The 26,680-nt window shown below is 33.1% G+C and carries 20 protein-coding genes and 1 pseudogene; 6 read left to right on the top strand and 15 right to left on the bottom strand.

From position 1 onward, the window contains the following. Window positions 1-225: 225 nt before the first annotated feature. On the bottom strand, window positions 226-3,558 hold the full coding sequence (locus B5S50_RS13525) for a cell wall-binding repeat-containing protein (RefSeq protein ID WP_217302081.1): 3,333 nt from the start codon (window positions 3,556-3,558) through the stop codon (window positions 226-228). Between the two features lie 208 nt (window positions 3,559-3,766). On the opposite strand from B5S50_RS13525, the gene B5S50_RS13520 reads away from it, so the two are divergent. Further along, window positions 3,767-5,158, top strand: coding sequence for a transposase (locus B5S50_RS13520; RefSeq protein ID WP_217302080.1), 1,392 nt, complete (start codon window positions 3,767-3,769; stop codon window positions 5,156-5,158). A gap of 42 nt (window positions 5,159-5,200) precedes the next feature. Here B5S50_RS13520 and B5S50_RS13515 read toward each other — a convergent pair whose 3' ends face one another. From B5S50_RS13515 to nifH, 9 genes are all read right to left on the bottom strand, one after another. Beyond that, window positions 5,201-6,088: a homocitrate synthase gene (locus tag B5S50_RS13515; protein ID WP_217302079.1), complete on the bottom strand. Its 888-nt coding sequence runs from the start codon at window positions 6,086-6,088 to the stop codon at window positions 5,201-5,203. 49 nt (window positions 6,089-6,137) lie between these two features. Next, window positions 6,138-7,172, bottom strand: coding sequence for a homocitrate synthase (locus B5S50_RS13510; protein ID WP_217302078.1), 1,035 nt, complete (start codon window positions 7,170-7,172; stop codon window positions 6,138-6,140). Between the two features lie 161 nt (window positions 7,173-7,333). Next, window positions 7,334-10,039: a nitrogenase cofactor biosynthesis protein NifB gene (gene nifB / locus B5S50_RS13505; RefSeq protein WP_217302077.1), complete on the bottom strand. Its 2,706-nt coding sequence runs from the start codon at window positions 10,037-10,039 to the stop codon at window positions 7,334-7,336. 23 nt (window positions 10,040-10,062) lie between these two features. Beyond that, window positions 10,063-11,466 carry a nitrogenase iron-molybdenum cofactor biosynthesis protein NifE gene (gene nifE, locus B5S50_RS13500; protein ID WP_254306597.1) on the bottom strand — a complete coding sequence of 468 codons (1,404 nt, stop codon included), beginning with the start codon at window positions 11,464-11,466 and terminating at the stop codon, window positions 10,063-10,065. A 394-nt stretch (window positions 11,467-11,860) separates the two neighbouring features. After that, the gene (gene nifK / locus B5S50_RS13495) at window positions 11,861-13,222 is read right to left on the bottom strand and encodes a nitrogenase molybdenum-iron protein subunit beta (RefSeq protein WP_217302076.1); all 1,362 of its coding nucleotides are present in this window, start codon (window positions 13,220-13,222) and stop codon (window positions 11,861-11,863) included. Beyond that, the gene (gene nifD, locus B5S50_RS13490) at window positions 13,222-14,832 is read right to left on the bottom strand and encodes a nitrogenase molybdenum-iron protein alpha chain (RefSeq protein ID WP_217302075.1); all 1,611 of its coding nucleotides are present in this window, start codon (window positions 14,830-14,832) and stop codon (window positions 13,222-13,224) included. Before nifD ends, nifK begins: the two co-directional genes overlap by 1 nt. A 23-nt stretch (window positions 14,833-14,855) precedes the next feature. After that, complete coding sequence (locus B5S50_RS13485) at window positions 14,856-15,248, bottom strand: P-II family nitrogen regulator (protein WP_217302074.1); 393 nt, start codon at window positions 15,246-15,248, stop codon at window positions 14,856-14,858. A gap of 13 nt (window positions 15,249-15,261) precedes the next feature. Then, window positions 15,262-15,588, bottom strand: a complete 327-nt coding sequence (locus B5S50_RS13480) for a P-II family nitrogen regulator (protein ID WP_122060243.1) — start codon at window positions 15,586-15,588, stop codon at window positions 15,262-15,264. A gap of 147 nt (window positions 15,589-15,735) precedes the next feature. Next, window positions 15,736-16,554, bottom strand: a complete 819-nt coding sequence (gene nifH / locus B5S50_RS13475) for a nitrogenase iron protein (RefSeq protein ID WP_122060244.1) — start codon at window positions 16,552-16,554, stop codon at window positions 15,736-15,738. A gap of 372 nt (window positions 16,555-16,926) precedes the next feature. Here nifH and B5S50_RS13470 point away from each other — a divergent pair, with 372 nt between their 5' ends. The 4 genes and pseudogenes from B5S50_RS13470 to B5S50_RS13455 all read left to right on the top strand — a co-directional run bounded on the left by B5S50_RS13470 (window position 16,927) and on the right by B5S50_RS13455 (window position 22,556). Next, complete coding sequence (locus B5S50_RS13470) at window positions 16,927-17,886, top strand: helix-turn-helix transcriptional regulator (RefSeq protein WP_122060245.1); 960 nt, start codon at window positions 16,927-16,929, stop codon at window positions 17,884-17,886. Between the two features lie 239 nt (window positions 17,887-18,125). Continuing rightward, a pseudogene (locus B5S50_RS13465) lies at window positions 18,126-18,239 on the top strand (IS607 family transposase); the annotation flags it as partial. Next, a complete protein-coding gene (locus tag B5S50_RS13460) occupies window positions 18,217-19,329 on the top strand; it encodes an RNA-guided endonuclease TnpB family protein (protein ID WP_122060246.1) in 1,113 nt (370 codons plus the stop codon). The pseudogene B5S50_RS13465 and the gene B5S50_RS13460, both read left to right, overlap by 23 nt. A 164-nt stretch (window positions 19,330-19,493) precedes the next feature. Beyond that, window positions 19,494-22,556, top strand: coding sequence for an insulinase family protein (locus tag B5S50_RS13455; RefSeq protein WP_217302073.1), 3,063 nt, complete (start codon window positions 19,494-19,496; stop codon window positions 22,554-22,556). A 62-nt stretch (window positions 22,557-22,618) separates the two neighbouring features. Here B5S50_RS13455 and B5S50_RS13450 read toward each other — a convergent pair whose 3' ends face one another. Next, window positions 22,619-23,311: a metallophosphoesterase gene (locus B5S50_RS13450; RefSeq protein ID WP_023162702.1), complete on the bottom strand. Its 693-nt coding sequence runs from the start codon at window positions 23,309-23,311 to the stop codon at window positions 22,619-22,621. Window positions 23,312-23,435: 124 nt separating this feature from the next. Here B5S50_RS13450 and safA point away from each other — a divergent pair, with 124 nt between their 5' ends. Beyond that, window positions 23,436-24,047 (top strand): SafA/ExsA family spore coat assembly protein, encoded by a 612-nt coding sequence (safA, locus tag B5S50_RS13445; RefSeq protein ID WP_023162701.1) that lies wholly within the window; start codon window positions 23,436-23,438, stop codon window positions 24,045-24,047. A gap of 100 nt (window positions 24,048-24,147) precedes the next feature. Here safA and B5S50_RS13440 read toward each other — a convergent pair whose 3' ends face one another. From B5S50_RS13440 to B5S50_RS13425, 4 genes are all read right to left on the bottom strand, one after another. Next, a complete protein-coding gene (locus B5S50_RS13440; protein ID WP_023162700.1) occupies window positions 24,148-24,408 on the bottom strand; it encodes a hypothetical protein in 261 nt (86 codons plus the stop codon). A 147-nt stretch (window positions 24,409-24,555) separates the two neighbouring features. Beyond that, window positions 24,556-25,104 carry a transposase gene (locus B5S50_RS13435; RefSeq protein ID WP_217302071.1) on the bottom strand — a complete coding sequence of 183 codons (549 nt, stop codon included), beginning with the start codon at window positions 25,102-25,104 and terminating at the stop codon, window positions 24,556-24,558. A gap of 151 nt (window positions 25,105-25,255) precedes the next feature. After that, window positions 25,256-26,017: an iron export ABC transporter permease subunit FetB gene (gene fetB, locus B5S50_RS13430; protein WP_023162698.1), complete on the bottom strand. Its 762-nt coding sequence runs from the start codon at window positions 26,015-26,017 to the stop codon at window positions 25,256-25,258. Beyond that, a complete protein-coding gene (locus B5S50_RS13425) occupies window positions 26,014-26,670 on the bottom strand; it encodes an ATP-binding cassette domain-containing protein (protein WP_217302070.1) in 657 nt (218 codons plus the stop codon). Before B5S50_RS13425 ends, fetB begins: the two co-directional genes overlap by 4 nt. Window positions 26,671-26,680 lie beyond the last annotated feature (10 nt).

Genomic DNA, 26,680 nt, shown 5'->3' with positions numbered 1-26,680 from the left:
CAGGCACCGAATGGGGGCAAAAGTATCCCACTATGGTGACAGGCACCAAATGGGAATTTAAATGTCCCACTATAGTGACAGGCACCGAATTGGGGCAAAAACATCCCTGTGGTGACAGGCAAAAATTCATATAATAAAAATTTTAATTCAAAAACTGTTATTATAATAGAAGAAAAAGGCTGTTTACAGTGATTTGAAAAATCGCTAATGCAACAGCCTCTCTGTTTATTCTCCTACCGTTATAACCTTACCTGAAATATCATCATCAGATGGAGAATATATTGTATATCCTGAAGTATTGTGATTTTCACTTCTTATATTTATCTTAGAACTATCACTATTGGCACGTACTAGAATGCGATCACCTTTGTTGAATGTGCTATTGTTGAATCTATAAACAACTGTCCTGCTATTAACCCAAACTGATGTAGGCGTTAATTGCTGTCCAGTTTCTTCATCTGTAAATAAGAAATCATCATTATAAGAAGTAACAATATCATCATCAATGTCCTGATTAAATGCCACATTTATAACATTCATACTAGAATTAGGACTAGCAGACCACATATCCTGATTAGTCAAAGGCGGAATATACACTACAGTAGAACCAGACTTTATATTACGTCCTGCTGCATCTACAGAACTTGTATTTTCTATGCTTACATTAGTCATACTGCCTGCATTTTTTATAGCATTTATTTTTTGATTATTTTTAATTCCTGATTGAAATACAAGTGTCACATCATTTCCACTTGTAGACCCTGTATCCGGTGCATAACCTGCTACTCGAAAATCATTTAAAGATAATACATCTAGCGGTTTTGAAAGTGATACTTTTACATATATATTCTTATTTATGAAAGTCATCTGTGCAGTACCTGCTACAAGTCCTGGTCCATCATTATTATCATCTATAGTTATATCTCCCATATATGATCCAATATCCAGTGGATTTCCATCTACATCCTTAAGATTTTTTACTCCCATCTTAATTACACTGGAGCCGCTGCTTCCTGAGCCTATAGTATAGCCAGAATTAAATTCTATAGTTACACTTTTGCCATCAATGCTTGAAGTAACCATAGCACTAGATGGTAAACTTCTTGTATTTCCCTGGCCATCTTTAAACATATAATTAGCTGAATTCTCTAAAGAAGATTGATCCATAGACTTGCTGAAAAATATTGCAACAGCATGAGGATTATCTACCCTTCTCAATATCTCTGTTACATTTGTACCTTCATTGTCCATTCCAGATAATGTAGTAGTATAATTATCCATTATATTAGGAGCTGACTCTGTATCAATTATGTTTTTTACAGTTAAAGTATATTTTGAACCTTTAAGATCATTATCCTTAAACTTTATGTCAAAAGTCCTTTTACTATTTCCATCTACAGTTATAGAATTTATATAATCAATTTTATAAGTTATATTTGTACCTGTAGAATCAAGTATAGTATAATTTCCCTTATTTTCAGCATAACTTGTGGAAACATCTTTGTTAAACTTGATTCTCATTGTTTCTTCATCCAAAATACTAGCTGTAGTTACTGCAGGTTTAGTTGTATCCCCTCCTACATAAAGGTTCATATTGGATTCATTTATATAGTTTCCAAAGGTATCTATAACATTTCCCTTTGCAGTAATTGTATTTTCTCCAGATTTAAGCAAATCTCCAATTTTTGTGATTTTTACTACAGTGTCACCAGAACCCGTATCAAAAGTTACGTAAGAATCATCTACATTCACCGTAGTTCCATTTATTTTGTAATTAGATGGTTCAAGAGCTGTCTGCTCATCCATAGGCCTATTATACTTTACATAGATAGTATCTACATTGTTACTTGTGACACTTTGAACTTGTGGGTTTCCAGATACAGAATTTACAGTAAAATCTTCTGACGTACTGCTAATTGGTATGTTAGCCGCATTGCTAAATTTACCACCAGCTTCTCCATTTGGTACAGTAAAGGTATTTTTACCTATTGGAAGTGGAGAATTAAAATATAAATCTACACCATCTGCCCATATTCCATCTAATGATTTATCTCTAAATTTAGTAGAAGAATCAGAAGTGTTTATTCCAAAAGCAGTTATACTCTGTCTATTTATTTTAAAAGAAGATAGGTTGCTGCTGTCCATTCTAATTGGCTCTGAAAATTTTACTCTCAATTTATTTCCACCTATAGGCGTTATAGAGTCAAGAGTTGGAGTACCTACAGATGAAAAAGTAATTTGCTTATCATATTTTGGTATAGTAACTCCTAAATTTTTTGTATTTACAGCACTTTTAACAGTAAAAGTTACACTTTTACTTAAATTAAAAGGATGGGAAAATGTAATCAAAACCGTTCTATTGTCTTCTTGAAGTGTTGCTGTAGCTTGAGTCTGTGCAGTATATCCAAGGTGATCTCCATCAATTTCATAATTTGCTGCCCTCTCTGCAGAATCCTTGTCCACATCTGTATTAAATACAACCTTTACCTGATTAAGTCCATTTGTAGTTACAGAACCTACTGTGGCACTTTCAACTCCACTACCTGAAGCTGCTGCATTTATATCTGATATAGTTTTGTCAGAAACCGTTCCATTTTCTTCTACAAGGTTTAAATCCGTAGTTTTTCCTGCTTTATTTTTAATATAATTCATTGCATTTGCAGTACCATTGTCATCCTGTCCAGCAACGAGTACAAGAGGCGCATCATTAATTCCAGCTACAGAGGCTGCAATTAATGCATCTGCATACTTATCACCAGAAGCATTTGCTATATAAATTTTATCTGATTTAAGTTCACCGTCAAATTGATTCAATATATTCAAGTTAGTGGCAAATCTATCTGATCCTCCAGATATCCTGTTTACAGCACCTATACTTTTATATGTAGAATCATTTATCAAAGTTTGCGTTCCCACAACAGTAACTTTAGAATTGTTACTTTTTATAAAATCTGTTACAGGGCTCATAGCCTGAGTACTATTTACTCCAAGTAGTAGTATCTCACCTTTAGCAGCTGCTACAGGCGCAGCAGATAGAGCATCTGGAAATCCTTCTCCACCTACCATCATTACATTATCTGCACTCATTCCAAGTTTTACAAGCTGCTTGGCTACCTCAATATTAGTATCATATCTATTTTTTCCACCTAATTCAATTAAATTGTAATTTTCACTTTTTAATTCATCTCTTGTTTTCTGGCATATTGAAGCCGTTCCACCTATTATATATATATTCTTTGGTTTTAACTTATCCAGTGCAGACTTTACATTGGAATTAAGTGATCCTGCCTCAGTTAAAAGCACAGGTGCATTCAATTGTTTTGCAAGTACTGCAGAGCTTATGGCATCTGCATATCCTCCACCTGAAGCTAATATTACATTGTCAGTACTTGTCCAATTTTGTGTGGCAACTACAGCTGCTGTTTCATAACAATCTGCCCCAGACAATTTTGTTACTTCTCCTGCTGCCGCTTTAGCAGAAGTAACAGGAAGTGCCGGTGAAAGCAGCAGCGATAGTACAGCCGTGGTGCTTATTGCCTTTATAGCATTTCTTTTCATATACTTATTACCTCCTACCTTATTTAGCAATATATGAATATTGTACCATACATTTTTGCTTTAATGATAGGATTTATTTATTTTACTTCAATTCGTAATTTGAAAATATTTAAAAATAGATGATATAATATTTACTTAAAAAATGATTTTTAAAACCCTTTGTAGAATTATATAATAGAAAATAACAAGATCAAAGGAGCTATTTTATATGTTACAATTAAGCCAAAATGATAAAAACGAAGTATTAAAAGCTATAAAATCCGGAAAAATTGATGCTGCCGATGTAAGTTTTCCTAACCTTATAGATACAATAATATTGAAAATGAAAAATATAGGACTTATAAACAAGTTATCTGAAAGCTTTAAAGATAAGAGAAAACAAAATAAACATATGCCTTTTGACATACTTATTGCGCTAGCAATTACAGCTAAGATGAAGCTTAAAACAAGCTTGACTGATGTTGCTTTTGCTGTAACTGATGCAGAATTGTTATCAGAGATTGGTTGGAACATATGGGATACAGATAGAAACCTTGAAGAAGGTTTATTCGCCGAAGGCGTTATGAGAAATCTAATTACTCAATATGGCACTACCGAAAAAAATGAACTCATAAAATCTTACAATCATTACATTCAAAATGTTGTATTTCCATCTCTTGATATATCTCCATCCATACATATTCTTGATTGTACTAAAATAAAAGTGAATTTAAATAATGCAAATTATGAAAATTCAGAAGTTATAAAAATTGATGGAGAATCTGTACGTGGATATAAACTTGGAACTCTAAGGGGACTAATGGATGATTCCGGTATCATTGAAGAAATAGTTCTTGATTCTATAAAGCCTCATGATTTAGAACTTTGTAGAGATATGATTTTAAACAGTAAATGTTTAAAAAATGGTGATATTCTCATAAATGACAGAGGATTTATTTCACGTGATGTTATAAATTCGTTAAAGTTTAAAAAAGGTGTAGATACATATATCCCAGCAAAAAATAGCATGACAATATACGAAGAAGCTGTAAAAATAGCTGTCTCCGAAGATAAATGGCAGAAACATCCTAACAAAAAACGAAAAACTCAAGAAATACACCTGGTTAAAGATTTAGGTATGATGTGGCAAAGTGATGAACCTAATAATGATGTCGATTTGTGTGCTTGTGTTGTTCATGACAAAAAAGATAATGAATATTATGTGTTTCTAACTACAGACACAACTAAAACTGCAAAGCAAATAATAAATACTTATGAGTTAAGACCAGAAATAGAAGAAGACTATCGTCAGATAAAGGACATTTGGAAGTTAGAAAATTTTAAGAGTACAAAATATAATTTTATAACTTTCCATATAGTAATGACACTTATCGGTTATATGTATTTTCAGTTATTTAAAAATATGGAGGAGGGGCGAAAATTTTCAGGCAAGTCCCTCCCAGTAGTTCTTAAGAACTATAAAGAAGATAAGCAAAAGTCCGTTATAATATATTCTGGCCAATATTTTGGTGTATTTTCTTTTATTGAATTTATTCAATTATATGCTGGCTGCTCCGCAGAAGTTAGGAAACTTCTTGATCCAACCTTGGCTTTAGTATAGCAAAATCAAAGGGCTACGCCCAAATTACGAATTGAAGTTATTTTACTGCAATTGCATTATTTGGTGACAGGCACCAAATGGGGGCAAAAACATCCCACTATGGTGACAGGCACCGAATGGGAATTTAAATGTCCCACTATAGTGACAGGCACCTAAGTATTTCCTAAGTATTTGTTCAATATTTAAAGGACATACTTTTTCGCCTTCAAACATATCTAGGGTTTGGGCAAACCTGATAAAGTCACAGTTACCTGCCCTTTCTCCTACGCCTGAAATTGTACAGTTTGCAAACTTAGCTCCTGCTTCCACAGCTGCAAGAGAATTTGCTAGTGCCATTCCAAAATCATTATGAGCATGAATTTCCATTTCTATAGGTACTTCCTGAAGTAATTTTTTTATACTATAAAAAACTTTCCTTGGATAAGATATGCCTACAGTATCAGAATATCTTATCCTTTTGATCCCAATTTCAGAAACAACTGTGCAAAATTCAATTAAAAAATTTATATCAGACCTTGTGGCATCCTCCATACCTACGGTTACTTCATACCCTTTTTCTAAAGCATAGGTTGTACATTTTTTTATACGTTCTAAAACCCAAGCTTTATCTTTTCCAAGTTTGGATTTAATCTGTAAATCAGATGTGGGAATAGATATATGAACTATATCTACACCACAATCTATGGAAGCATCTATATCTTTAATATTTGCCCTGTTCCAGGATGATATTTTACTTTTCAACCCCAACGCTGCAATTTTTTCAATACTTGCTTTTTCCTCTCCACCCATAGCTGCCGAACCTGCTTCTATCTGATAAATACCTATATCATCTAAAATTTTAGCAATTTTAACTTTTTCATTTATTCCAAGGGCTATGCCTGCTTTCTGTTCGCCATCTCTTAAAGTAGTATCTACAATATTAACATCCATATGAAGCACCTCCTCTTTTAGTTAAGAATTAATAATTAATAGTGAATAGTTACTGAATATTTTTAAAATCATTAAACATTGCAATCAGTTCCTTATCAAAAATGTTTCTCTTAAGTTTAATACTGTTTTTCCTTATCTCTTCCAAAAATTCTCCAATATCTACCTCCTGATAGTTTATATTAAGTTCCTTTAGTTTTATCATCACTGCTTTTTTTCCGGAATGTTTTCCTATATACATGATTCTCTTCTTTCCAATATCATAAGGATTATAGGGTTCATAAGTATCTGGATTTTTTTCTATACCATCTACATGAATACCGGATTCATATTTAAAAATATCTTCTCCTATTACAGCTTTCATAGGATGCACTTTTTGGCGGGTAAGTTTTGTATACACTTCTGCTAGCTGCGCCATAAATTTTAAATTTCCACACACTTTCCCATTTTTTATGACCTTTAGACCTAAAATAACTTCTTCTAAAGATGCAAATCCGTAAACCTGTCCATTAAAAGCTGCAGTTACAACATCCGCTCCATCAACACAGGATTCAATGCTTACAGAAGTTGCCATATAAAATTTATCATCTGCACAAAAATCCACGTATACTGAAAACCGATTTTTTATATTTTCTATAAGTCTGTTCCACCCAGCTATATTATACTTTACAACGCCCTTTATCCTGATGCTTACTATATTAAGTTTACTAAAAATTTTACAGTTATCTTCTACATTGAGCTGCTCTAAAACTTTAATATCTACTTCTAGTACTATCTTTTTATTTCTTATCTTATTTAAAAATTCCTCTGTTAATGTTTCTGCTTTTTCGTAATCTATAATTAAATGTTCAACTTCATACACATCTAATAGATCCCCCACCCTATATACGTAGTCTACATTTTCAGGAAGTTTTCTAATTTTGCGAAGTACTTCACCATTAATTTCTATAAAATCCACACCTATATTTTTAATGAGTGCTATAAATTCACCCGCTAAATCCTGGTCAACTATCTCAATCCTTTTTACAACTTCAGGTAAAGTTCTGTCTACAATAAATTTTTTTTCTTTTCCTAATATAATGGACACACATACACCCGCCTTTCAATTCACAATTCACAGTTCACAATGCACAATTAAAGTTAAAAGTTCAAATATCAAAGTTCAAATAATGATGATTTCCTTCGTACGTCAGGAAGAAAAATTATCATTATCTGTTATTTATTCTTTGTTATTTGTTCTTTAACAAATTATATATTACGAATTGCATTCATTTCCGAATGGATTTTATCCTTTCCCAATATTTTTGCAGCTTTTACTATACCTTTGTTTATAGAATCATACATCTCAATAACTTTAATTCCTCTTTTTTCTAACTTTTCTGTTGGTTCAATACCTGCCCTAAGTACAAGGACTGCATTACAGTCACCTATGGTCTTCATAGTTTTTTCCATTTTGTCTTCATGTTCATCACATTCATACACTCCTGTGCAGTATTTATCCACATTCCTCTTTTCCAAAAATTTTGTAGTTCCATCATTATAAGTATAAATATAAAATTCAGCAGCGTGTCCAAAATGTTGGTCTATATTAATGCCCGATTTAGAGGATACTGCAAACTTGTATTTTTCACTTTTAGCTGCATTTTCAGAAGTTTTGTTTTCTTCTATATTTTTATCATCAGAACATTTGCCCAAACAGCCTCCACAGCCTACATTCCTAAAATCTATAGAACGATCTTCTGAGAGTGTTCCTATGGCATCTGCCCTGCACTGTCTGCAGTGGTACATTTGTTTCATATTCACTTCACATTTTTTTCTCATTTCATTTAATTCTATATTGGAAACAAGAGGCAGCTCTTCAAATACACTTCCCGAAACTGGTATCATCTGCATTATATTTGTCATATATACGCCGCATTCCTTAACTTTTTTAACTACTTCTTTTATGTGATTATCATTTATTCCCTTGAGCATAACTATATTCACTTTGCATATTATACCTTTGGAGCACAGATATTTTAGTCCTGTAAGTTGGTTGTCTAAAAGTATTTTTGCTCCTTCTTCTCCAGTATATTTGTGTCCTAAATAATTTACTTCTTTATATATTCTTGATCCTATTTTACTGTCTACTGTATTTATTGTAACTGTGACATGTGACACACCAAGCTGTACCAGTTCATTTGCATAGAATGGGAGCATAAGTCCATTAGTAGATAAGCAAAAAGTAGTTTCAGGAGAATACTCTCTTATAAGCTGTAGTGACTCTCTAACCTGATCAAAATTTGCAAGGGCATCTCCAGGACCCGCTATACCTACTACAGTTAAATTTTTCATTTTACTCTTAACAATTTTGAACTTTTGGAGAGCTTCTTTTGGACTTAAAATCTCACTTGTTACTCCCGGCCTACTTTCATTTACACAATCATATTTTCTGCTGCAGTAATTACAACTTATATTACATTTTGGAGCTATTGGTATGTGCATTCTTGCAAATTTATGTGCATTATCTGAAAAACAAGGATGTGTACAAGTCTTATCAACAGGAATCTGCCCTAGATCTTCTTTTTCTGTCTTTTTTGCAAAAGGTGCATAAAAGTCGTTATAAGCTTTTTTCCTGTAGGTACTTTGAGTATGTGAAAGCATAATATTTGCCACAGAATCTATTAAAAATGCAGATCCACTATATGCTGTTATTACCTGCCTCTGTCCTCCAACTCTATCATGGATAGGAAACCCTATTCTTATTATTTCAAGATTCAATTTTTGTGCCATTCTTCTGCCATCTGAATTTCCTATAATTAAATTTATTTTAAGCTTTTCAGCATAATCTTCCATAGTTTTAAAATCAGTATCATCTAAAACAATACAGTCCTCTTTTTGAACCTTTAATTCTTCCTTCAACTTTTCTCTAAGCATTTCATTTTTAGATCCCATACCTATCATTTTTATTAATATTCCATTTTCTTCGCAAAGCCTTGACACTGCATATACAAGTTCCGGCTCTCCGTACAAAAGTATCCTTGCCTCACCTGTATACTTATGGTTATCAACCATAGCATCAAGATATCTTCCCTTTTGAACCAGGTATTTATCTGGTATGGAAGTGCCCATTATTTTAGATATGAGTTCAATAAATTTATTTGTATTTCTAAAACCTATTGGTATGGGACATTTGTAAAGAGGCACTTTGAATTTATCTTTTAAATATGTGCCGGGAGATTTATCATCTGATATGGTCATGCCCATTTCAATAGTGCCTACTGCTCCAGACATCTTTTTAATATCTTCTATTTTAGTTCCTCCAGATGGAATTCTCTTATATTTCTCATTATGAGCAGAATCAAGAGTATTAGATACATCCGGAAAAATCGTATATTCTACTTTAAAATCATCTAGTATTTGTTTTATATTTCTCACATCACCCGGATTTAAATTGGCACATATTATATTTAATTTTCCTGTATTTTCAGATTTTTCACACACTTGTTCAACAATACTTCTTAAAACCTGAAAATAACCTTCTGCCTGGGTAGCACCATATCCCGGTGTGGATGCTGTTATTATCTTTATATTTTTAATTTTCTCATTATCTTTTTCTTCATTATAGAACTCTTCTACTATCCTCTTTGTATCCTCTCCTATGGTTTCTGCAAGACAGGTTGTCATTACGCCAATAGTAGTAGGTTCATACATTTTAATCATATTTCTAAGACCTTTTTTCAAATTTTCAGTTCCACCATATACAGTACCCTGTTCCGTAAGAGCAGATGATGCTATATCCACAGGCTCATTATAGTGGGTGGCCATGTGTCTTCTGATATAAGTGCTGCAGCCTTGAGAACCATGTAAAATTACCATATTATTTTCTATTCCCTTAAAGGCCATTACTCCTCCCATAGGCATGCACATTTTACATGGATTTATATCTACATTTACCAATTTCTTATTGCTCATCTCCATCATCCCCTCCATAAAATTTATATATATTGCCAAACAGGACTATTTACAGTCAAATCTATTTCCTTAGCAAAATTTATAGCTCCCTGAAATCCTCCAAGTATGTGTTTTCTCTCATGATTGTGGTCACAAAAAGCAACTCCAAGTTTATAGGCAAGAGGTCTTTCCTTAACTCCTCCCACAAGAACATCTGCTCCCTTTTCAACCATGAATCTTTCAAGTTCATAAGGATTTGCATCATCAAGTATTACAGTACCCTCATTTGTAATTTGCCTTATTATTTCATAATCTTCTGGTTTTCCAGTTTGAGTTCCAACCATTACCGTTTCAATTCCAAGATCCCTAAATTGTTTTATAAGTGATATGGCTTTATAGCCGCCTCCTACATATATTGCAGCCTTTTTGCCTTTAAGCCTTCCCCTATAATATTCAAGTTCAGGTTGTATCTTTTCTTCCTCTTCTTTTATGAGTTTTTCTGCCTTCTTTACAGTTTCTTCATTTCCTACAAGATGTGCCACCTGTAAAAGTGAATTTTCAGTATCCTCAAGACCTACAAAACTTGTCTTTATAAATGGAATATCATATAATTCTTCCATTTTTTTAGCTAAATATCCCATAGAACCAGCACACTGAACTATGTTAAGTTTTGCCTCAGGTGATTTTACTATTTCATCAACTTTCCCATCACCTGTAAGTTTTGAAACAATGTCAATTCCTATTCTCTTCAAATAGTTTTCTACTACCCATACTTCTCCTGCCAGATTAAAGTCGCCAAGATAGTTGATTCCATTTAGCTTTTTTTCACTTTTTTTATTTCCTATGAGTTTCAATATGGCATTACAAGCAGCTCTATAACCAGTAGATTTATTTCCTGAAAATCCAGGAGACTTTACAGGTATTACTCTTATTTTGTATTTTTCTTCGGCCATCTTGCAGACTGCATCTACATCATCTCCGATAACTCCTACAATACAAGTTGCATATATGAATATAACTTTTGGATGAAATTCATTTACTATTTCATCTACAGCTGCTCTTAATTTTTTTTCGCCTCCAAATATAACGTCGGTTTCACTTAAATCCGTAGAAAAGCTATTTCTAAATAATTCAGAACCACTTGACAAGCTTCCACGAAGATCCCATGTGTAAGCAGCACAGCCTATTGGCCCATGTATTAAATGAAAAGCATCTGTTATAGGATTTAAAACTACCCTTGCTCCACAATACACACATGCTCTCTGGCTGACAGCTCCAGAAACACTGTTTTCCTCACATCTGATTTTTGTATCTTTGTCCTTGGAGTTATAACAGACAAATTCTTTTCTATCTTCTATGATTTCTGACTTTCTAGCTTCCAATTTTAAAAATCTATCTCTATTTTTTTCGTGAAGGTCATGATAAAAATCTTCTTTTATTTTTTCCATAAACAACCCACCCCTTTTCAATGCACAATTCACAATGCACAGTTCACAATTATGGATGATTTTCTTCCGCTAAAACTTCAGAAAATCTAAAATGTACTCAGCATTTCAGCTTCGCTTCAATAGGCTTTAATTTCATTTATTTAAAGGTTCAAGGTTTAAATAATAGTCATTTCGCAATTTAGTTGACAATTGACAATTGATAATTGACAGTTAAGGTGGATTTTTTTCCGTTATACTCCAAAAAATCTTTAATTAAATTTTTGAAAGCTCGTTTTGCTAAAGCAAAACATAGCTGAGTTGATTTATATAAATTAAAAGATTTTTTGCGATAGCTAAAAATCTTCCTTCACTGTCAATTGTCCACTATCAACTTTCAACTCTTCACTTAGAAGTCTTATCTTACTGTTTCAAAGTCTTCCTCCGCACATTCTCTCTCTTCTTTATCAAGCATGGCGTTTAACATTGTCTCAACTAATTTTATTGCACCGTAATATCCAACTTTTGGAGTATATTGATGCCCATATCTGTCCATTACAGGGAATCCAAATCTAACAAACGGGATATCTTCTGCCCTAGCAATAAACTTACCATAGGTATTTGAAATAAGAAGATCTACTCCTTCATTTTTTATAAGCTGGTGCATTTCAAAGAAATCGCTGTTGGCTTTCACAATTCCTTCTAAACCTGCCTCGTCCATCATAGCTTTAATTTCCTTCTCAAATAATGATCCTGGAGTACCGGTTATTACATATTTAGGAATCATGCCTAAAGTTATGGCAAACTGGGTAAGGGAAATGACCACATCTGGATCACCAACTATAGCTACTTTTTTACCATTAAAGTACTGGGCACTATCAATCATCATGTCAAGAAGCTGTCCTCTTTCTTCCTCAAGTTCTGCTGATACTTCCTTACCTGTCATTCTGACTAAATTCATAAGTAAATCATCCATGGCATCTATTCCAATAGGCGTTCTTAAAGTTTTATATGGAACTTTACACTTATTTTCAAGAGACTTTGCTGCAAGTTCTGAAGCATAATTTCCAAAGGCTACAGTAAAATCTGAATTTCCAGCATCAACTATGTCTTCAATTTTTGTTCCACCTTTAGGATACATCTTGTAATCTCCTGTATTTGGAGTATCAAATACTCCATTTGTATCAGGAAAAATTATATATGGAATGTCCATAAGTTTAAAAATTCTCTTCATTTCCTTCATATCTGCAGGACCTACAAATCCAGGTATTATATTAAATTTTCCATTTTTCTCTCCACTACTTTTTGAAAGATATTGAACCATACCATTTACCATATTGGAAAATCCAGTAACATGGGATCCAACATAACTTGGTGTATTGGCATGAATGACAATTTTACCTTCAGGTATCTCCATCTCTCTTATATAAGTAGGCAAATCATCTCCTATAGTTTCTGATAAACAGGTCGTATGAATAGCTATAATATCTGGATCATACATGGCAAATATATTTTTAACAGCTTTTTTTACATTAGCTCCTCCCCCAAATACACTGGCTCCTTCAGTAAATGAGCTTGTAGAAGCCATAGCAGGTTCTTTGAAATGTCTTGAAAGTACAGTCCTGTGATAAGAACAACATCCTTGTGAACCATGACTGTGTGGAAGACAATTATGAATTCCAAGGGCTGCATACATAGCCCCAACAGGTTGACAGGTTTTAGCCGGATTTATTCGCAGTTGCTTTCTTTCTACTAATTCTTTTGGTGTTGCATCTAGCATTACTGTTCACCTCCTACAACTTTTCCTTCCAATAAGGATTCCTTTTTCCAAGGGGGAGTTAAATACTTCCATGCTGGAGTATATATCCCCCCTGCAAGCTCCCTTGCAAATATTATTGCCCCCTTAAATCCTGCATAAGGACCTGTATAATCATAAGAATGAAGCTGTCTTGACAAAACTCCCATTTTTTCAATAGCATATTTCTCTTTTATTCCTGTGAGGAACATATCAGGGTGAAGTTCCTTTATCAATTTTTCCATTTCATGTGCGTTCATATCATCTATTATTACCGTATTTTCATCCATTTCTTTTTCCATTCCACCATAGTAAGCAAGAGGTACGCCTTCTGCCTTGAGGGCTTCTACCCTTTCTTTAGGTAAAGCCACATGATATTTTTCCTTGTCAGGATGTACAGTCAATTGGGGAATATTTTTACTATCAGCATCAATCTTTATTGTAGGAATAACTTCCCTGCCTTCATAATCATCACGATGGGCAAATTCATATCCTGCAAGAATGGTTTTTACCCCAAAATCTTTCAAAAGCACCTGATAAGTGTGTGACCTTGATCCACCAACAAACAAACAAGCAAGCCTACCTTCAAGTTTTTCCCTATAATACTGTATATCTACCTGAATATCTGCAAGTTCTTCTTCAATGACTTCTTCAGTTTTTTTATACAAATATGGATCATCAAAAACTTTAGCTAAATCCCTTAAAGTATCAACAGTACCTTGTACACCTATAAAGTTACATTTAATCCATGGTATCCCATACTTAGTTTCCATCATCTCTGCTATATAGTTTATTGATCTATGACACTGCACTAAGTTTACATCCGCAGTGTGGGCATTTTGAATACGTTCGTAACTCCCATCACCAGTAAGAGTTGCCACTACGTTATATCCTATTTTGTTTAAAATTCTTTCAATCTCCCAGGCATCTCCACCAATGTTGTATTCTCCTAATATATTTATGGAATACTTTTTATGCTCACCCTTTCCAGTACCAATGATCTCACTCATAACAGTATTGTTTGCTATATGATGTCCTGCAGATTGGGTTACTCCTTTATATCCTTCACAGCTAAAGGCAAGCACATTGATTCCATAAAGTTTTTTAGCTTCCTGCGCCACTGCATTTATATCATCACCTATAAGTCCAACGGGACATGTAGCATATATACCTATAGCTTTAGGATGAAAAATTTCAACTGCTTCCTTTATTGCCTGCTTAAGCTTTCCAACCCCACCAAAAACTATATCTTTTTCTTCCATATCTGTACCAAAAACATATTCCATAAAATTTTGGCTGCCTTCTTCATTTTTAGCTTTGTTTCTCCTTCCACCCCAGCTATAAAAAGAACATCCTACCGGTCCGTGAGTTATATGAACCATATCTTTAATAGGTCCCATAACAACACCCTTGCAGCCTGCATAACAGCATCCTCTAGATGTAATTACTCCAGGCACTGTCCTTATATTTGCTTCAATGACTGGGCTTGGATCTTCCTTTGTCTTTACAACTATATGCTTTTTTCGATTCTTATAGGTTTTAGCTGGATACGGCTCCAAAACTTCATCTACTATTTTATTTAGTTCTTTTCTCATAAAATCACATCCTTCCATAAAGATTAAACAGCTTCATCTCCTGTTTCTTCTGTCCTTATTCTCACAACATCAGTTACATTTATTACAAATATTTTTCCATCTCCAGGGTTTCCTGTCCTATTTGTCTCTATTAAAGTATCAACAACCTTTTTTATTTCTTCATCCTTAGCCAGTATAATGATTAACCTTTTTGAAATTAATCTGTGTGCTTCAGATATCTGCTCTGCAACTTTTTTATCTGAAAAATCCACTACATCGCTTCCAGATATATAATCTTCGATTATAGAAAAATCCACCTTTTTCTTACCCCGTCCAACAACTTTTTTGCATGTAATAGATGGAAATCCAGCTGCAGCAAGGGCATCTTTTGTCTTGCCCACCATATCCATTCTAATAATAGCTATAACTTCTTTCACCTTACATGCCTCCTTATAATTCATTTGTGCCCGAACTTATTGTATATACTTCCTCCACAGGAGTTACAAATACTTTTCCGTCTCCAAAAGCTCCTTTATTACCGGTTTTTGCACTTTTAGTAATGATTTTTATAATATCATCCTTATCTTCATCTTTTACTACTATGAGCAGCATTTGTTTTGGTATTTCATCATAAAATATTTCTCCTACTTTCACGCCTCTTTGTTTACCTCTGCCTACTACATCAAATTTAGTAACTGCCGGAAACCCCGCATCGCATAATTCTGATAAGACTTCTGATGTTTTTTCAGGTCTAATAATAGCTTTTATCAATAACATATTGAATACCCTCCCCTTTTGTGTTACACTATATAAAGTTAGAATTTGACCGATTCTGACTTATTTTTCGGGTATATCTCTTGGCGTTTCCATTCACAAACTAAGAGGTATACTCTAGTGTTTTTTGTTTTATTTTTAATATTCATTTTAATCCATCAACCCATGTTCCATAAGTATAGCTTCCAAATCGTCTTGTGCCATTGGCTTTGGTATTACAAACATATCATTTCCATCTATAGCTTTTGCAAGCGCCCTATATTCATCTGCTTGTTCAACTTCAGGACTAAACTCTATAACAGTCTTCTTATTTATTTCTGCTTTTTGAACATCGTGACTTCTTGGCACAAAATAGATAAGTTGCGTTCCAAGTTTTTTTGAAAAAGCTTCAAGTAATTCCCTCTCATTTTCAACTTTTCTACTGTTACATATAATGCCTCCTAATCTAACTCCACCACTGTTTGCAAATTTACTTATCCCTTTTGATATGTTATTTGCCGCATACATGGCCATCATCTCACCACTAGCTACTATATATATTTCCTGTGCCTTGCCTTCACGTATTGGCATTGCAAAACCACCACATACAACATCACCTAATACATCGTAAAAAACATAATCCAAATCATCATCATAAGCGCCGAGTTGTTCAAGCATGTTAATTGAAGTTATAATACCTCTGCCAGCACATCCAACTCCAGGTTCAGGTCCACCTGATTCAACACATTTTATTCCACCATATCCTTTTTTTAATATTTCCTCTAAGTCTACGTCTTCTCCTTCTTCTCTCAAAGTATCGAGAACTGTCTTTTGTGCAAGCCCTCCTAGAAGTAATCTGGTTGAATCTGCTTTAGGATCACATCCTACTACCATTATTTTTTTACCAATTTCTGCTAATCCTGCAGTTAAGTTTTGTGTAGTAGTAGATTTTCCTATACCACCTTTTCCATAAATAGCTACTTGTCTCATTTTACACTCACTCCTCACTTATAATTTTTTTATGACAATTATTGTTTAATAAGTTATAAAAAATATATCATACCTTTTTAAAAAAATCAACGTTTAAATTGTTAATTTATTAAAATAAATATGCTATAAATGTTAATATATTTAAAATAAGAGTATAAAAATTATTATTTTAATAATTAGTCACTAACTATTGTTAATAACTTATCATTAATGCTATATTTGTTTATACTATGTTATATAACTCTTAGCAATTAATTTTACTTCTTTAATATGTAGTTATATTATATAATATTTGTATAAGGTGACAGGCACCGAATGGGGATAAAAATGTCCCACTATGGTGACAGGCACCATTGAAAGGAAGGATAATTTATGTTAGAAAATACAACCTTAACTCCACAGGAAGTTGCCGATATGCTAAAAATAGCTAAAAATACAGTATATGAATTAATTAAAAGAGGAGAATTGAACGGCTATAAAGTTGGCAAAAAAATTAGAGTTGATTTAAATGATGTAGAAAATTATAAAAATAAGACAAAACGCACTACACAAAATGAATCCAGTAATGTTAAAGAAAATGATCTATCTTCTCCTGATATTTTTTATCCTACAAGAGATACTACAAATGGAGGCTTTATAATATGCGGACAGGATGTACTTCTCGATATTTTATCCAGATACATAGAAGTTCGCTGCCCTGGTACTAGAACTTTCCGTTCCTACGTAGGAAGTTACAGTGGACTTTTATCACTTTACATGGGTAAAATACAAGTAGCTACCGCTCATCTCTGGGATGGTGATTCAGATCAATATAATATACCATTTGTAAGAAGATTAATTCCCGGAATTCCAACTGTAATAATTCATCTTGCCTGTAGAATGCAAGGCTTTTATGTAGCCAAAGGTAATCCTAAAAAAATTAAAGGTTTTGAGGATTTAAAAAGACCTGATATTACCATGATAAATAGGGAAAAAGGCTGTGGTACAAGAATCCTCTTAGATGAGCATCTTAGATTATTAAACATAAGTGGTAGTGATATAAAAGGTTATACAAAAGAACACTTTTCTCACCTAGAAATAGCTAGTACTGTGGCTAGAGGTGATGCTGATGTAGGACTTGGAAACGAAAAAACAGCCCTTCAAGTTAATAATGTGGATTTTATACCTATTCAAAAAGAAAGATATGAATTGGTAATGAAGAAGGAAGACATAAATAAAGCTCCCTTTAACTCAATACTTGAAATACTCCGTTCAAATCAATTTAAATCAGAACTTCTAGGAATAGGCGGATATGATCTTACTGAAATGGGAAATATAATAGCAGAACTTTAGGGTTTGTAACTATTTGGACGTTAAATATAAACAATTTATAAAATGGATAAATTTTCTTTTAAAAAGATATATAATAACATATATACAAATATAATATTGGGGGGAAGGAAGCAACTAAATAAAAGTTATAAAACTTTATAACCTATAATATATGTAAGAGGTAATTGATTATAAAATATTATTCAATAGCAGAAATGCCTAAAAGATTGAATGTGTCAGCACAAACTTTAAGAAATTGGGATATGATTCAGATAGTAACTGTATTCAATACTAAACTCCAAGGCAAAAGAGCAAATAAAGCTAAGAAAATGATTAAGGAGTTGATTGAAGATGATACTATCAAAGAAGATTAGAATTGTTCCAAATATAGAACAAGAACAAAAATTATGGCAATCTGTTGGAACAGCAAGATTTATTTATAATTGGACACTTGCAAGGCAAGAAGAAAATTATAAAAATAGTGGTAAATTTATAAGTAATAATGATTTAAGAAAAGAAATTACGATACTAAAAAAAGAAGAATTACCATGGTTAAATGAAGTATCTAATAATGTGGCAAAACAGGCTGTTAAAGACGCTTGTAATGCTTATAAAAGATTCTTTAAAGGGTTAGCAGATAAACCACGATTTAAAAGTAAAAGAAAATCTAAACCATCATTTTATAATGATACTTCAAAACTTAAAGTAAAAGAAAATTTAGTACTAATTGAAAAAGTAGGCTGGATTAAAACAGTGGAGCAGATACCTATGAATGCTAAGTGTACTAATCCAAGAGTAAGTTTTGACGGAAAGTATTGGTACTTATCTGTAGGTGTTGAAAAAGAAAATCCAATGGTAGAATTAACTGATGAAAGCATTGGTATAGATGTTGGCGTAAAGGATTTAGCTATTTGTTCTAATGGAATGACTTTTAAAAATATTAATAAAACAAGAATAGTTAAAAAATTAGAAAAAAGATTACGCAGGTTGCAACGTAAAATATCAAAAAAATATTTAATGAATAAAGAAGGGAGCACGTTCGTCAAAACAAGCAACATTATAAAACTTGAAAAGCAGATTAGATTACTTCATAGAAGATTATCTAACATTAGGAACAATCACTTACACCAAGTAACTACAAAGATAGTGAAAACCAAGCCATCAAGAGTAGTTATGGAAACACTTAATATAAAAGGTATGATGAAGAATAAACATTTATCTAAAGCGATAGCACAACAAGGGTTGTATGAGTTTAAAAGACAAATACAATATAAATGTGAGTTCTATGGAATTGAATTTGTTGAAGCTGATAAATGGTATCCATCATCAAAAATATGCAGTAAGTGTGGGCATAAAAAGACTAACTTATCACTATCAGAAAGAACTTATATCTGTGAAGAGTGTGGAACAGTAATTGATAGAGATTTTAATGCTTCAGTTAATTTAAGCAGATATTCAGCATAACTACTTAAACAGTTATGTTTGAGGTGTAGGATTCGTTGTATCCGAAGTTAAGCCCTCGGAGTGCTATACAAACCAAAGTAGCTTAGGCAAAATGGGGCACACTGAATAGGGAAGTAAACAAGCTTTATAGAGTTTTATAAGGTTTTGGCAACGGGACATATATAATGAAAATATTTTTTAAAAAAACAACAACTGTTATTATAGCATTTTTTATGCTGTTTTCTTCTTGTAATATGGCATTTTCTAGTAAAACTGTTTATGCCGCAGATACAAATGTTACAAGCTGTGATGAAATTGGAAAGACCTATTATGGATTTCAACTTACTTCAGTGAAGGATATACCAAAAATTAATTCCACTGTCATGCAGTTTACTCATGTAAAAACAGGTGCAAAATTAATGTATCTTAAAAACGATGATACTCAGAGAGTTTTTGATATCAGTTTTCGCACCCCTACTTCAGACAACAGTGGTGTAAATCATATTATTGAACACTCAGTTCTTGATGGTTCCAAGAATTATCCTGTAAAATCTCCATTTCAGCAAATGCTTAAGAGCTCCTTGGGTTCTTTCATCAATGCCATGACAGGTGCTGATTATACTACATTTCCTGCAGCAAGTACAAATGAGCAGGATCTTAAAAACCTTATGGGAGTATATTTGGATGCAGTATTTTTTCCAAATGTTACTACTGATCCTAATATATTTAAGCAGGAAGGCTGGAGGTATGATCTACCATCTAAGGATTCCGCTCTTTCAATTAATGGCGTTGTGTACAATGAAATGAAGGGTGACTATTCAAATCCTCAGTGGCTTTTACGTAATGCAGTAAATCAATCACTGTTTCCTGATACTTCTTATAAGTGGGATTCAGGTGGAAATCCAGAGAATATTCCTTCTCTTACAAGAGATCAGTTAATCTCAACTTACAAGAAAAACTATACACCGTCAAACAGCTACATATATTTATATGGCAAATTAGATATAGGACAATATCTTCAATATATTGATCAAAACTACTTAAGCAAATTTGACAAAGTTAATGTAGATACTTCCGTTAAAACCGAAAAATCACTGTCTAGTATACCTGATAAAATAGCTTCTTATCCTGTTCCTAAAGATGGAGACACAAAAAAGAAGACTTATCTTTCTTTAAATTTTGTTACAGGCAATATAGGTGATAAGGAAACAAATACAGCATTAAGCTTTTTGAATTATTTACTTATGGGAACAGATAATGCCCCTCTTAAAAAAGCACTTACAGACAAGGGTATTGCAGAAAATGTAAGTTCTTCATTTAGTATGAATGGGATTCAGCCAGTATTTTCAATTAATGCAACTAATTCTGATGAATCTTCAAAAGACGTTTTTGAAAAAACTATTTTTGATACTCTAAAGAATATTTCCAAAAATGGATTTGACAAAGATTTTCTTAAATCTGCCCTTGAGTCCTATGACATAAGCGATCGATCTGAAAAACTTGTAACACCTATGCTTGGTGGAAACGGTCTTGTATTATCCCAGACTGCATTGTCCACATGGGTATATGATAAAGATCCTACCATGTATTTTGATACAAGTGACATAATGGAAAAGATAAAGAAATCGGATTCCAATAAGTATTTTACAAGTTTAATTGACAAATACCTGATTTCAAACAACTATCACTCAATGGTTGTATTAAAGCCTGAAGCCGGTCTTGAAAGTAAGAATACTGAAGCTGCAGCTAAAAAACTTGCAGATTATAAAAATCAAATAGGAGAAGCAGGTATTAATTCACTTTTAAAAGATACTGAGGATTTTAATGCATGGCAAAAAAGTGGGGATTCAAAGGAAGCTCTTGAGACTTTACCAAAGCTTTCTCTTAAGGATATCAAACCTGAATTACCAAATTTGAACTACAAGGTTGAAAGTCAATCAGGTATGAAAGTTCTTACCCATAATGCAGATTTAAATGGGCTTTCAAACATAAGCCTTTACTTTGATACATCAAAGGTTCCACAAGATAAATTACATTATTTGAGCCTACTTTCATCTTTGCTTGGAAATGTAGATACTAAGGAACATAGTTATGATCAGCTTTCAAATGAAATGCTGCAGTATGTAGGAAGTACTATTGGTTTTACACCTTCAGCAGTATCAAGCAATAAAAATCCTAATAACTATAGTCCTAAACTAACAGTATCCCTTTTAGCGCCTGATGAGAATATTTCAAAGTCTCTTGATTTAACTGAAGAAATTATAAATGACAGCCAGTTTACAAATAAGCAGAGAATAAAACAAATTATTGAGCAAAATAAGTCAGCCTTACAGGCAACTTTGACTTCAGGATCAGGTGCGGCTGCAATTATGCGAATGAGTTCCTATATGAGTGAAAGTGGAAGATACAGTGAAGATCTTACAGGGCTTTCCTATTATAAGTTCTTACAAGACCTGGACAGCAACTTTGATTCAAAGTGGGATGAGATCTCTAAAAACCTAAATGATACACGCAAGCTTGCATTTAACAGAGATGATCTTATAGCAACTTACAGTGGAAATGAAAATTCTTCTGAAACATTTAAAAACGAGTTAAACCGTATAAGCCCTAAGATTAACTCTCAGGTACTTCCACAACAAAAATATACTTTTGCACAACCTGATAAAAATACAGCTTTTTCTTCCACTGCAAAAGTACAAACAATAATACAGGTTGGAGATTTTAAAAAAGCTGGCTATACCTATAGTGGAAAGATGATGGTACTGCAAAACGTATTGGACAACGGATATCTTTGGAATAAGGTAAGGACAACCGGCGGTGCCTATGGAGTCCAATCTGCATTATCACCTAATGGTGAAGTTATACTTGCTTCAATGAGAGATCCAAACCTTAAAGAAACCTTAGATGCCTTTCAAGGTACGGTAAACTACCTTAAAAACTTTCAGGCAACAGACAGCGAAATGACAAATTACATCATAGGAGCTATTAAAAGTTTTGTAAATTTAAAATCCAGTGGACCTCTCGAGGAAAGTTCGCTTTGTGATTCAATGTATCTTACAAATTCTTCTGTAAATGATCTTTTGAGCTATGAGAAAGAGGCACTTTCAACTACACCAGAGGATATAAGAAATTATGGAAATATGCTGGATCAAGTTCTAAAACAAAATATATACTTTGCAGAAGGTTCTGCAGATAAGATTGAACAAAACAAACAATTATTTAATGAGATTATAAATATGCAGAAATAACTTATAAGGTGCCTGGCACCGAATGGGATCTCAAATGTCCCACTCGGTGCCAGGCACCAATTTTATTCTATTCCAGTTTTTATATTTTTTATGCAGGCTTTGTGTATGCCTTTTTCCTCCATGGCCTTCACTGTTTTTTCATAGTCATAAGTGAATTCTACAATGTCACTTTTTACATCCTCGTCTGGTTCCATTATGAGGTAGGTTCCATTAGGTCTGCCTATTTTAGGTTTTCCAATGCTTCCATCATTTAAAAGAATTTTATCACCATATTTCTTTCTATAAGGAATATGAGTGTGAGCACATATTAGAACATCTTCTTTTAGCACACCCATTGCCTCTTCTGCTTCTTTTGAATTTTCCTTTAAATATTCATTTATGGATCTATTGCTTCCATGTACAAAATGAAATTTTTTATTTTTAAAATTAAGTACTATTTCTCCAGGAAGAGACTCTAAGTAATCCCTGTTTTCCTCTGATAATTCTTCTGCTGCCCATGGCATACAAAATTTATTGACTTCATTGTCCCTTATATAATTAAATTTTTTCTCAAGCACTGCTGCATCATAGTTGCCAAGTATGTTTAATATGTGCTTTTCTCTTACAAGCTGAATTACTTCATTAGGATAAGGTCCATATCCCACCAAGTCTCCAAGACATATTATAGTATCAATGTTTTTCTTTTCTATATCACAAAGTGCTGCTTTAAGTGCTTCTAGGTTTCCGTGTATATCGGAAATAACTGCTATCTTCATAAGTTTATCATTCCTTTCTCTGTGGTGCCTGGCACCGAATGGGGTAATAAATGTCCCGCTCGGTGCCAGGCACCACATGGGATAAATTTTTATATATGTCACAAAATATACTGAGGTGATTTCATTGAAAAAAAACTTTTTAGCAAGTTTAGCATTATGTTTTGTCTTGTCCACAGGTGCAGTTCATGCACAATCATCAACTTACACCGTAGTATCTGGAGATACCATGTGGAAAATTGCAGTAAAAAACCAAGTGGGAATAAGTGAACTCATATCTGCCAATCCGCAGATTGCAAATCCTGCCATGATAATACCAGGGCAGAAGATATCTATTCCAAATATAGATGTAAAAACAACGGAAAATCAAGTTATAAAGCTGGTAAACCAAGCAAGAGTAAATGCAGGATTACAACCATTTACATCAAATTGGGAACTATCAAGAGTGGCCAGATACAAATCTCAAGATATGGCTAACAAAGGATATTTTGATCACACATCTCCTACCTACGGTTCACCTTTTACCATGATGCAAAATTTTGGTATAAAATTTACTGCCGCTGGTGAAAATATTGCAATGGGACAAAGAACTGCACAGGAGGTAATGAATTCCTGGATGAACTCTCCAGGACATAGAGCCAATATTTTAAATCCAAGTTTCAATCAAATAGGAGTTGGTCTCGCTAAAAATTCTAATGGAACTTGCTATTGGACCCAGCAATTTATAAAGTCCTATTAAGCAATAAGGTGACTGTCACCGTATTGGAACATTTATATTCCACTCAGTGACAGGCACCAAAGCACAAAAAAGGAGGTTACCCCCTCCTAAATTCACACAATTATTTAATTGATCTTCTATTTTCAATTAGTTCTCCAACTCCATTAACTGTACCTTCTATGTGTGCTACTTTATGAGTTAAATTATCTATCTCAGCTTTTCTTACATTATTGCTGTGTTCTATTGCTTTTACTACATTATATATCTCATCTTGTCTTTTTTCCATGTTGCCAAGTCTTTTTTCCACGTTGTCAAATCTTTTTTCAATGTTATCTAATTTTTGCAAAGCAAGTTGAAATATGTGATTTGTTTCCTTATCCAAATTTTTCACCACCAATAAAGATACTGTTTTTACATTATAGCATCTATAATTTTATATTTCAATCTCTAAAATATGGCAGTTTATGCAGCCATCTCTGACTGGTACCTGTCACCCTAGCGGGATATTTATAGTCCACCAAAGTGCCTGTCACCTTATTGCACTCTCCACATACATTCTATATAGTTCTCTCTTTCTGCTCTGTATGAAATAAGAAAGTATTCTATCCGAATTAATTAGTTTTTCTTTTCTTTTACCTATTAACATAGGATAACTGCTCCATTCATAATCTTCTGGTTTTTTAACTATGTTAGCCCTCACTGGATTTAAACTTATGTATCTACTTGCTTCTAAAATATAGCTGTCACTATCTATTATTTGAGAACCATACCGTCCCTGAAAAAGGTGCCCATGATAATCATATTTATTATTAAAATATTTAGCATAAAAAGTATTTATTTTTCCCATTAATTTTTTTATATGAACATTTTTTGTTTCAATTTGAAGATGGATATGATTAGTCATAAGACAGTAACTTAATATTTGAAATTCATTATTATAAAATTTTATAGCATGCTGTAAATTTCTAAGATAAACACAATAATCTTCTACACTTTTAAATATGGCTTCCTTTCTGTTTCCTCTAACTGTAATATGTAAAATTGAGCCTTCACGCCATAATCTATTTTTTCTTGGCATTTTTATACCTCACAGATAAATTATTTTTCTGTGATTATAACCAAATTACTGTGTTTTAAACAAGGTGCCTGTCACTTAGGGCATTTTTCATCCCATTAGGTGCCTGTCACCGTATTGGAACATTTATATCCCACTCAGTGACAGACACCTTTTAGATTAGCTGCTTTTTTTCATTAAAAAAAGCAGTATAATACAAGTAACAAGCTATAAAAGACGCTATAGATGTAGTAGAGAGCAGCATAAATGTAACCATTATTTGATACCTAACAGCGTTAACCGGTGAAGTTCCCGCCAAAATAAGTCCCGTCATCATGCCTGGCAAGGACACAATTCCAAGAGTTTTCATAGAATCTATTGTGGGAAGCATTCCTGTCTTAATAGAACTTCTTATTATTTCCATGGAGGATGGTAAAATATCTGCTCCAAGAGATAGTTTTGTCTCCACTTCTTCTCTTTTGTTTTTAAAATTCGAGTTCATTTGATTGAAACATAAACCTAGAGCTACCATTGCATTACTTATTATCATTCCACCTACAGGTATTATTTGATAGGGTTCATATTTAATAGCCTTTGAAAACAAAAGAATGGATAATGTAATAACAGTCCCTATTGATATGGATATAAACGATATCCACAAGCCATTTTTAAATTTTTTGCTTCTCTTTGCAGAATTATAGGAAGCGTTAAAAATCATAAATATCAACAAAAATGAGGTAAATAAAGGATTTTTTAAACCAAATATGTAATTTAACAAATATCCTACTACACTAAGTTGAATTACAGCCCTTATTACACCAATTATTGTTTCTTTTTCAAGCTTCAACTTCTGAGAATATGAAAATAAAAGAGAAATAAGTACAAGTACTGAAGACATTAAAAGTGAATAAATATCCATATTTACTCCGCCATTCATTTTAACACCTCCAAAGACTTTGCTCTGCCATTTTCTATAGTCAATACTTTATTTGCATACTTTTTACTCTGCTTAGGATTATGAGTTACCCACAAAATCGTAATACCATTTTCGTTTAAAGATTCAATCACACCTTCAACAATCAAGGTATTGTCTACATCCAGTGCTGATGTAACCTCGTCCAATAAAAGTATATCTGGTTTAAATAACAATGTCCTTATAAGTGCTATTCTTTGTTTTTCTCCACCAGAAAGATCTCTTACTTCCCTTTTTAAATAATCTTCGCTAAGTTTAAAATCTGTAAAAAGCTGTTCCGCCCTGCTCAAATCAAATTTAGAACTTCTTATTGAATAGGGAAATTTTAGATTATCCATAACAGTATCCCCAAAAAGATAGGGGGTTTGAAAACAATACGCTATCCATTGTCTCCATTTTATTGGATCATATTCCTCATAGCTTCTATTTTTATAAAATATGCCTCCTTCAGTAGGACTTATGAGATAGGAACACAACTTCAAAAATGTACTCTTTCCGCTGCCAGAAGATCCTACGATAGAAATAAAATCCCCTTTTTCTACATCTACCGATATATTCTTTAGTATAGTCTTATCATCTTTAACATATGTTACATTTTCAAATTTAAGTAACGTCATTATAACACCT

This window comes from Clostridium sp. 001, assembly GCF_019056555.1.
Lineage (GTDB): Bacteria > Bacillota > Clostridia > Clostridiales > Clostridiaceae > Clostridium_B > Clostridium_B ragsdalei.
This window is presented reverse-complemented; position numbering and strand designations above follow the sequence as displayed.

What these genes read in the sequence shown, in the direction of transcription:
- B5S50_RS13525 (WP_217302081.1), bottom strand. Translation starts at nt 3,558, where the DNA reads ATGAAAAGAAATGCTATAAAGGCAATAAGCACCACGGCTGTACTATCG.
- B5S50_RS13520 (WP_217302080.1), top strand. Translation starts at nt 3,767, where the DNA reads ATGTTACAATTAAGCCAAAATGATAAAAACGAAGTATTAAAAGCTATA.
- B5S50_RS13515 (WP_217302079.1), bottom strand. Translation starts at nt 6,088, where the DNA reads ATGGATGTTAATATTGTAGATACTACTTTAAGAGATGGCGAACAGAAA.
- nifB (WP_217302077.1), bottom strand. Translation starts at nt 10,039, where the DNA reads ATGAGCAATAAGAAATTGGTAAATGTAGATATAAATCCATGTAAAATG.
- nifE (WP_254306597.1), bottom strand. Translation starts at nt 11,466, where the DNA reads ATGGAAAAAATAAAAGAAGATTTTTATCATGACCTTCACGAAAAAAAT.
- nifK (WP_217302076.1), bottom strand. Translation starts at nt 13,222, where the DNA reads ATGCTAGATGCAACACCAAAAGAATTAGTAGAAAGAAAGCAACTGCGA.
- nifD (WP_217302075.1), bottom strand. Translation starts at nt 14,832, where the DNA reads ATGAGAAAAGAACTAAATAAAATAGTAGATGAAGTTTTGGAGCCGTAT.
- B5S50_RS13480 (WP_122060243.1), bottom strand. Translation starts at nt 15,588, where the DNA reads ATGTTATTGATAAAAGCTATTATTAGACCTGAAAAAACATCAGAAGTC.
- nifH (WP_122060244.1), bottom strand. Translation starts at nt 16,554, where the DNA reads ATGAGACAAGTAGCTATTTATGGAAAAGGTGGTATAGGAAAATCTACT.
- B5S50_RS13470 (WP_122060245.1), top strand. Translation starts at nt 16,927, where the DNA reads ATGTTAGAAAATACAACCTTAACTCCACAGGAAGTTGCCGATATGCTA.
- B5S50_RS13460 (WP_122060246.1), top strand. Translation starts at nt 18,217, where the DNA reads ATGATACTATCAAAGAAGATTAGAATTGTTCCAAATATAGAACAAGAA.
- B5S50_RS13455 (WP_217302073.1), top strand. Translation starts at nt 19,494, where the DNA reads ATGAAAATATTTTTTAAAAAAACAACAACTGTTATTATAGCATTTTTT.
- B5S50_RS13450 (WP_023162702.1), bottom strand. Translation starts at nt 23,311, where the DNA reads ATGAAGATAGCAGTTATTTCCGATATACACGGAAACCTAGAAGCACTT.
- B5S50_RS13435 (WP_217302071.1), bottom strand. Translation starts at nt 25,104, where the DNA reads ATGCCAAGAAAAAATAGATTATGGCGTGAAGGCTCAATTTTACATATT.
- fetB (WP_023162698.1), bottom strand. Translation starts at nt 26,017, where the DNA reads ATGAATGGCGGAGTAAATATGGATATTTATTCACTTTTAATGTCTTCA.
- B5S50_RS13425 (WP_217302070.1), bottom strand. Translation starts at nt 26,670, where the DNA reads ATGACGTTACTTAAATTTGAAAATGTAACATATGTTAAAGATGATAAG.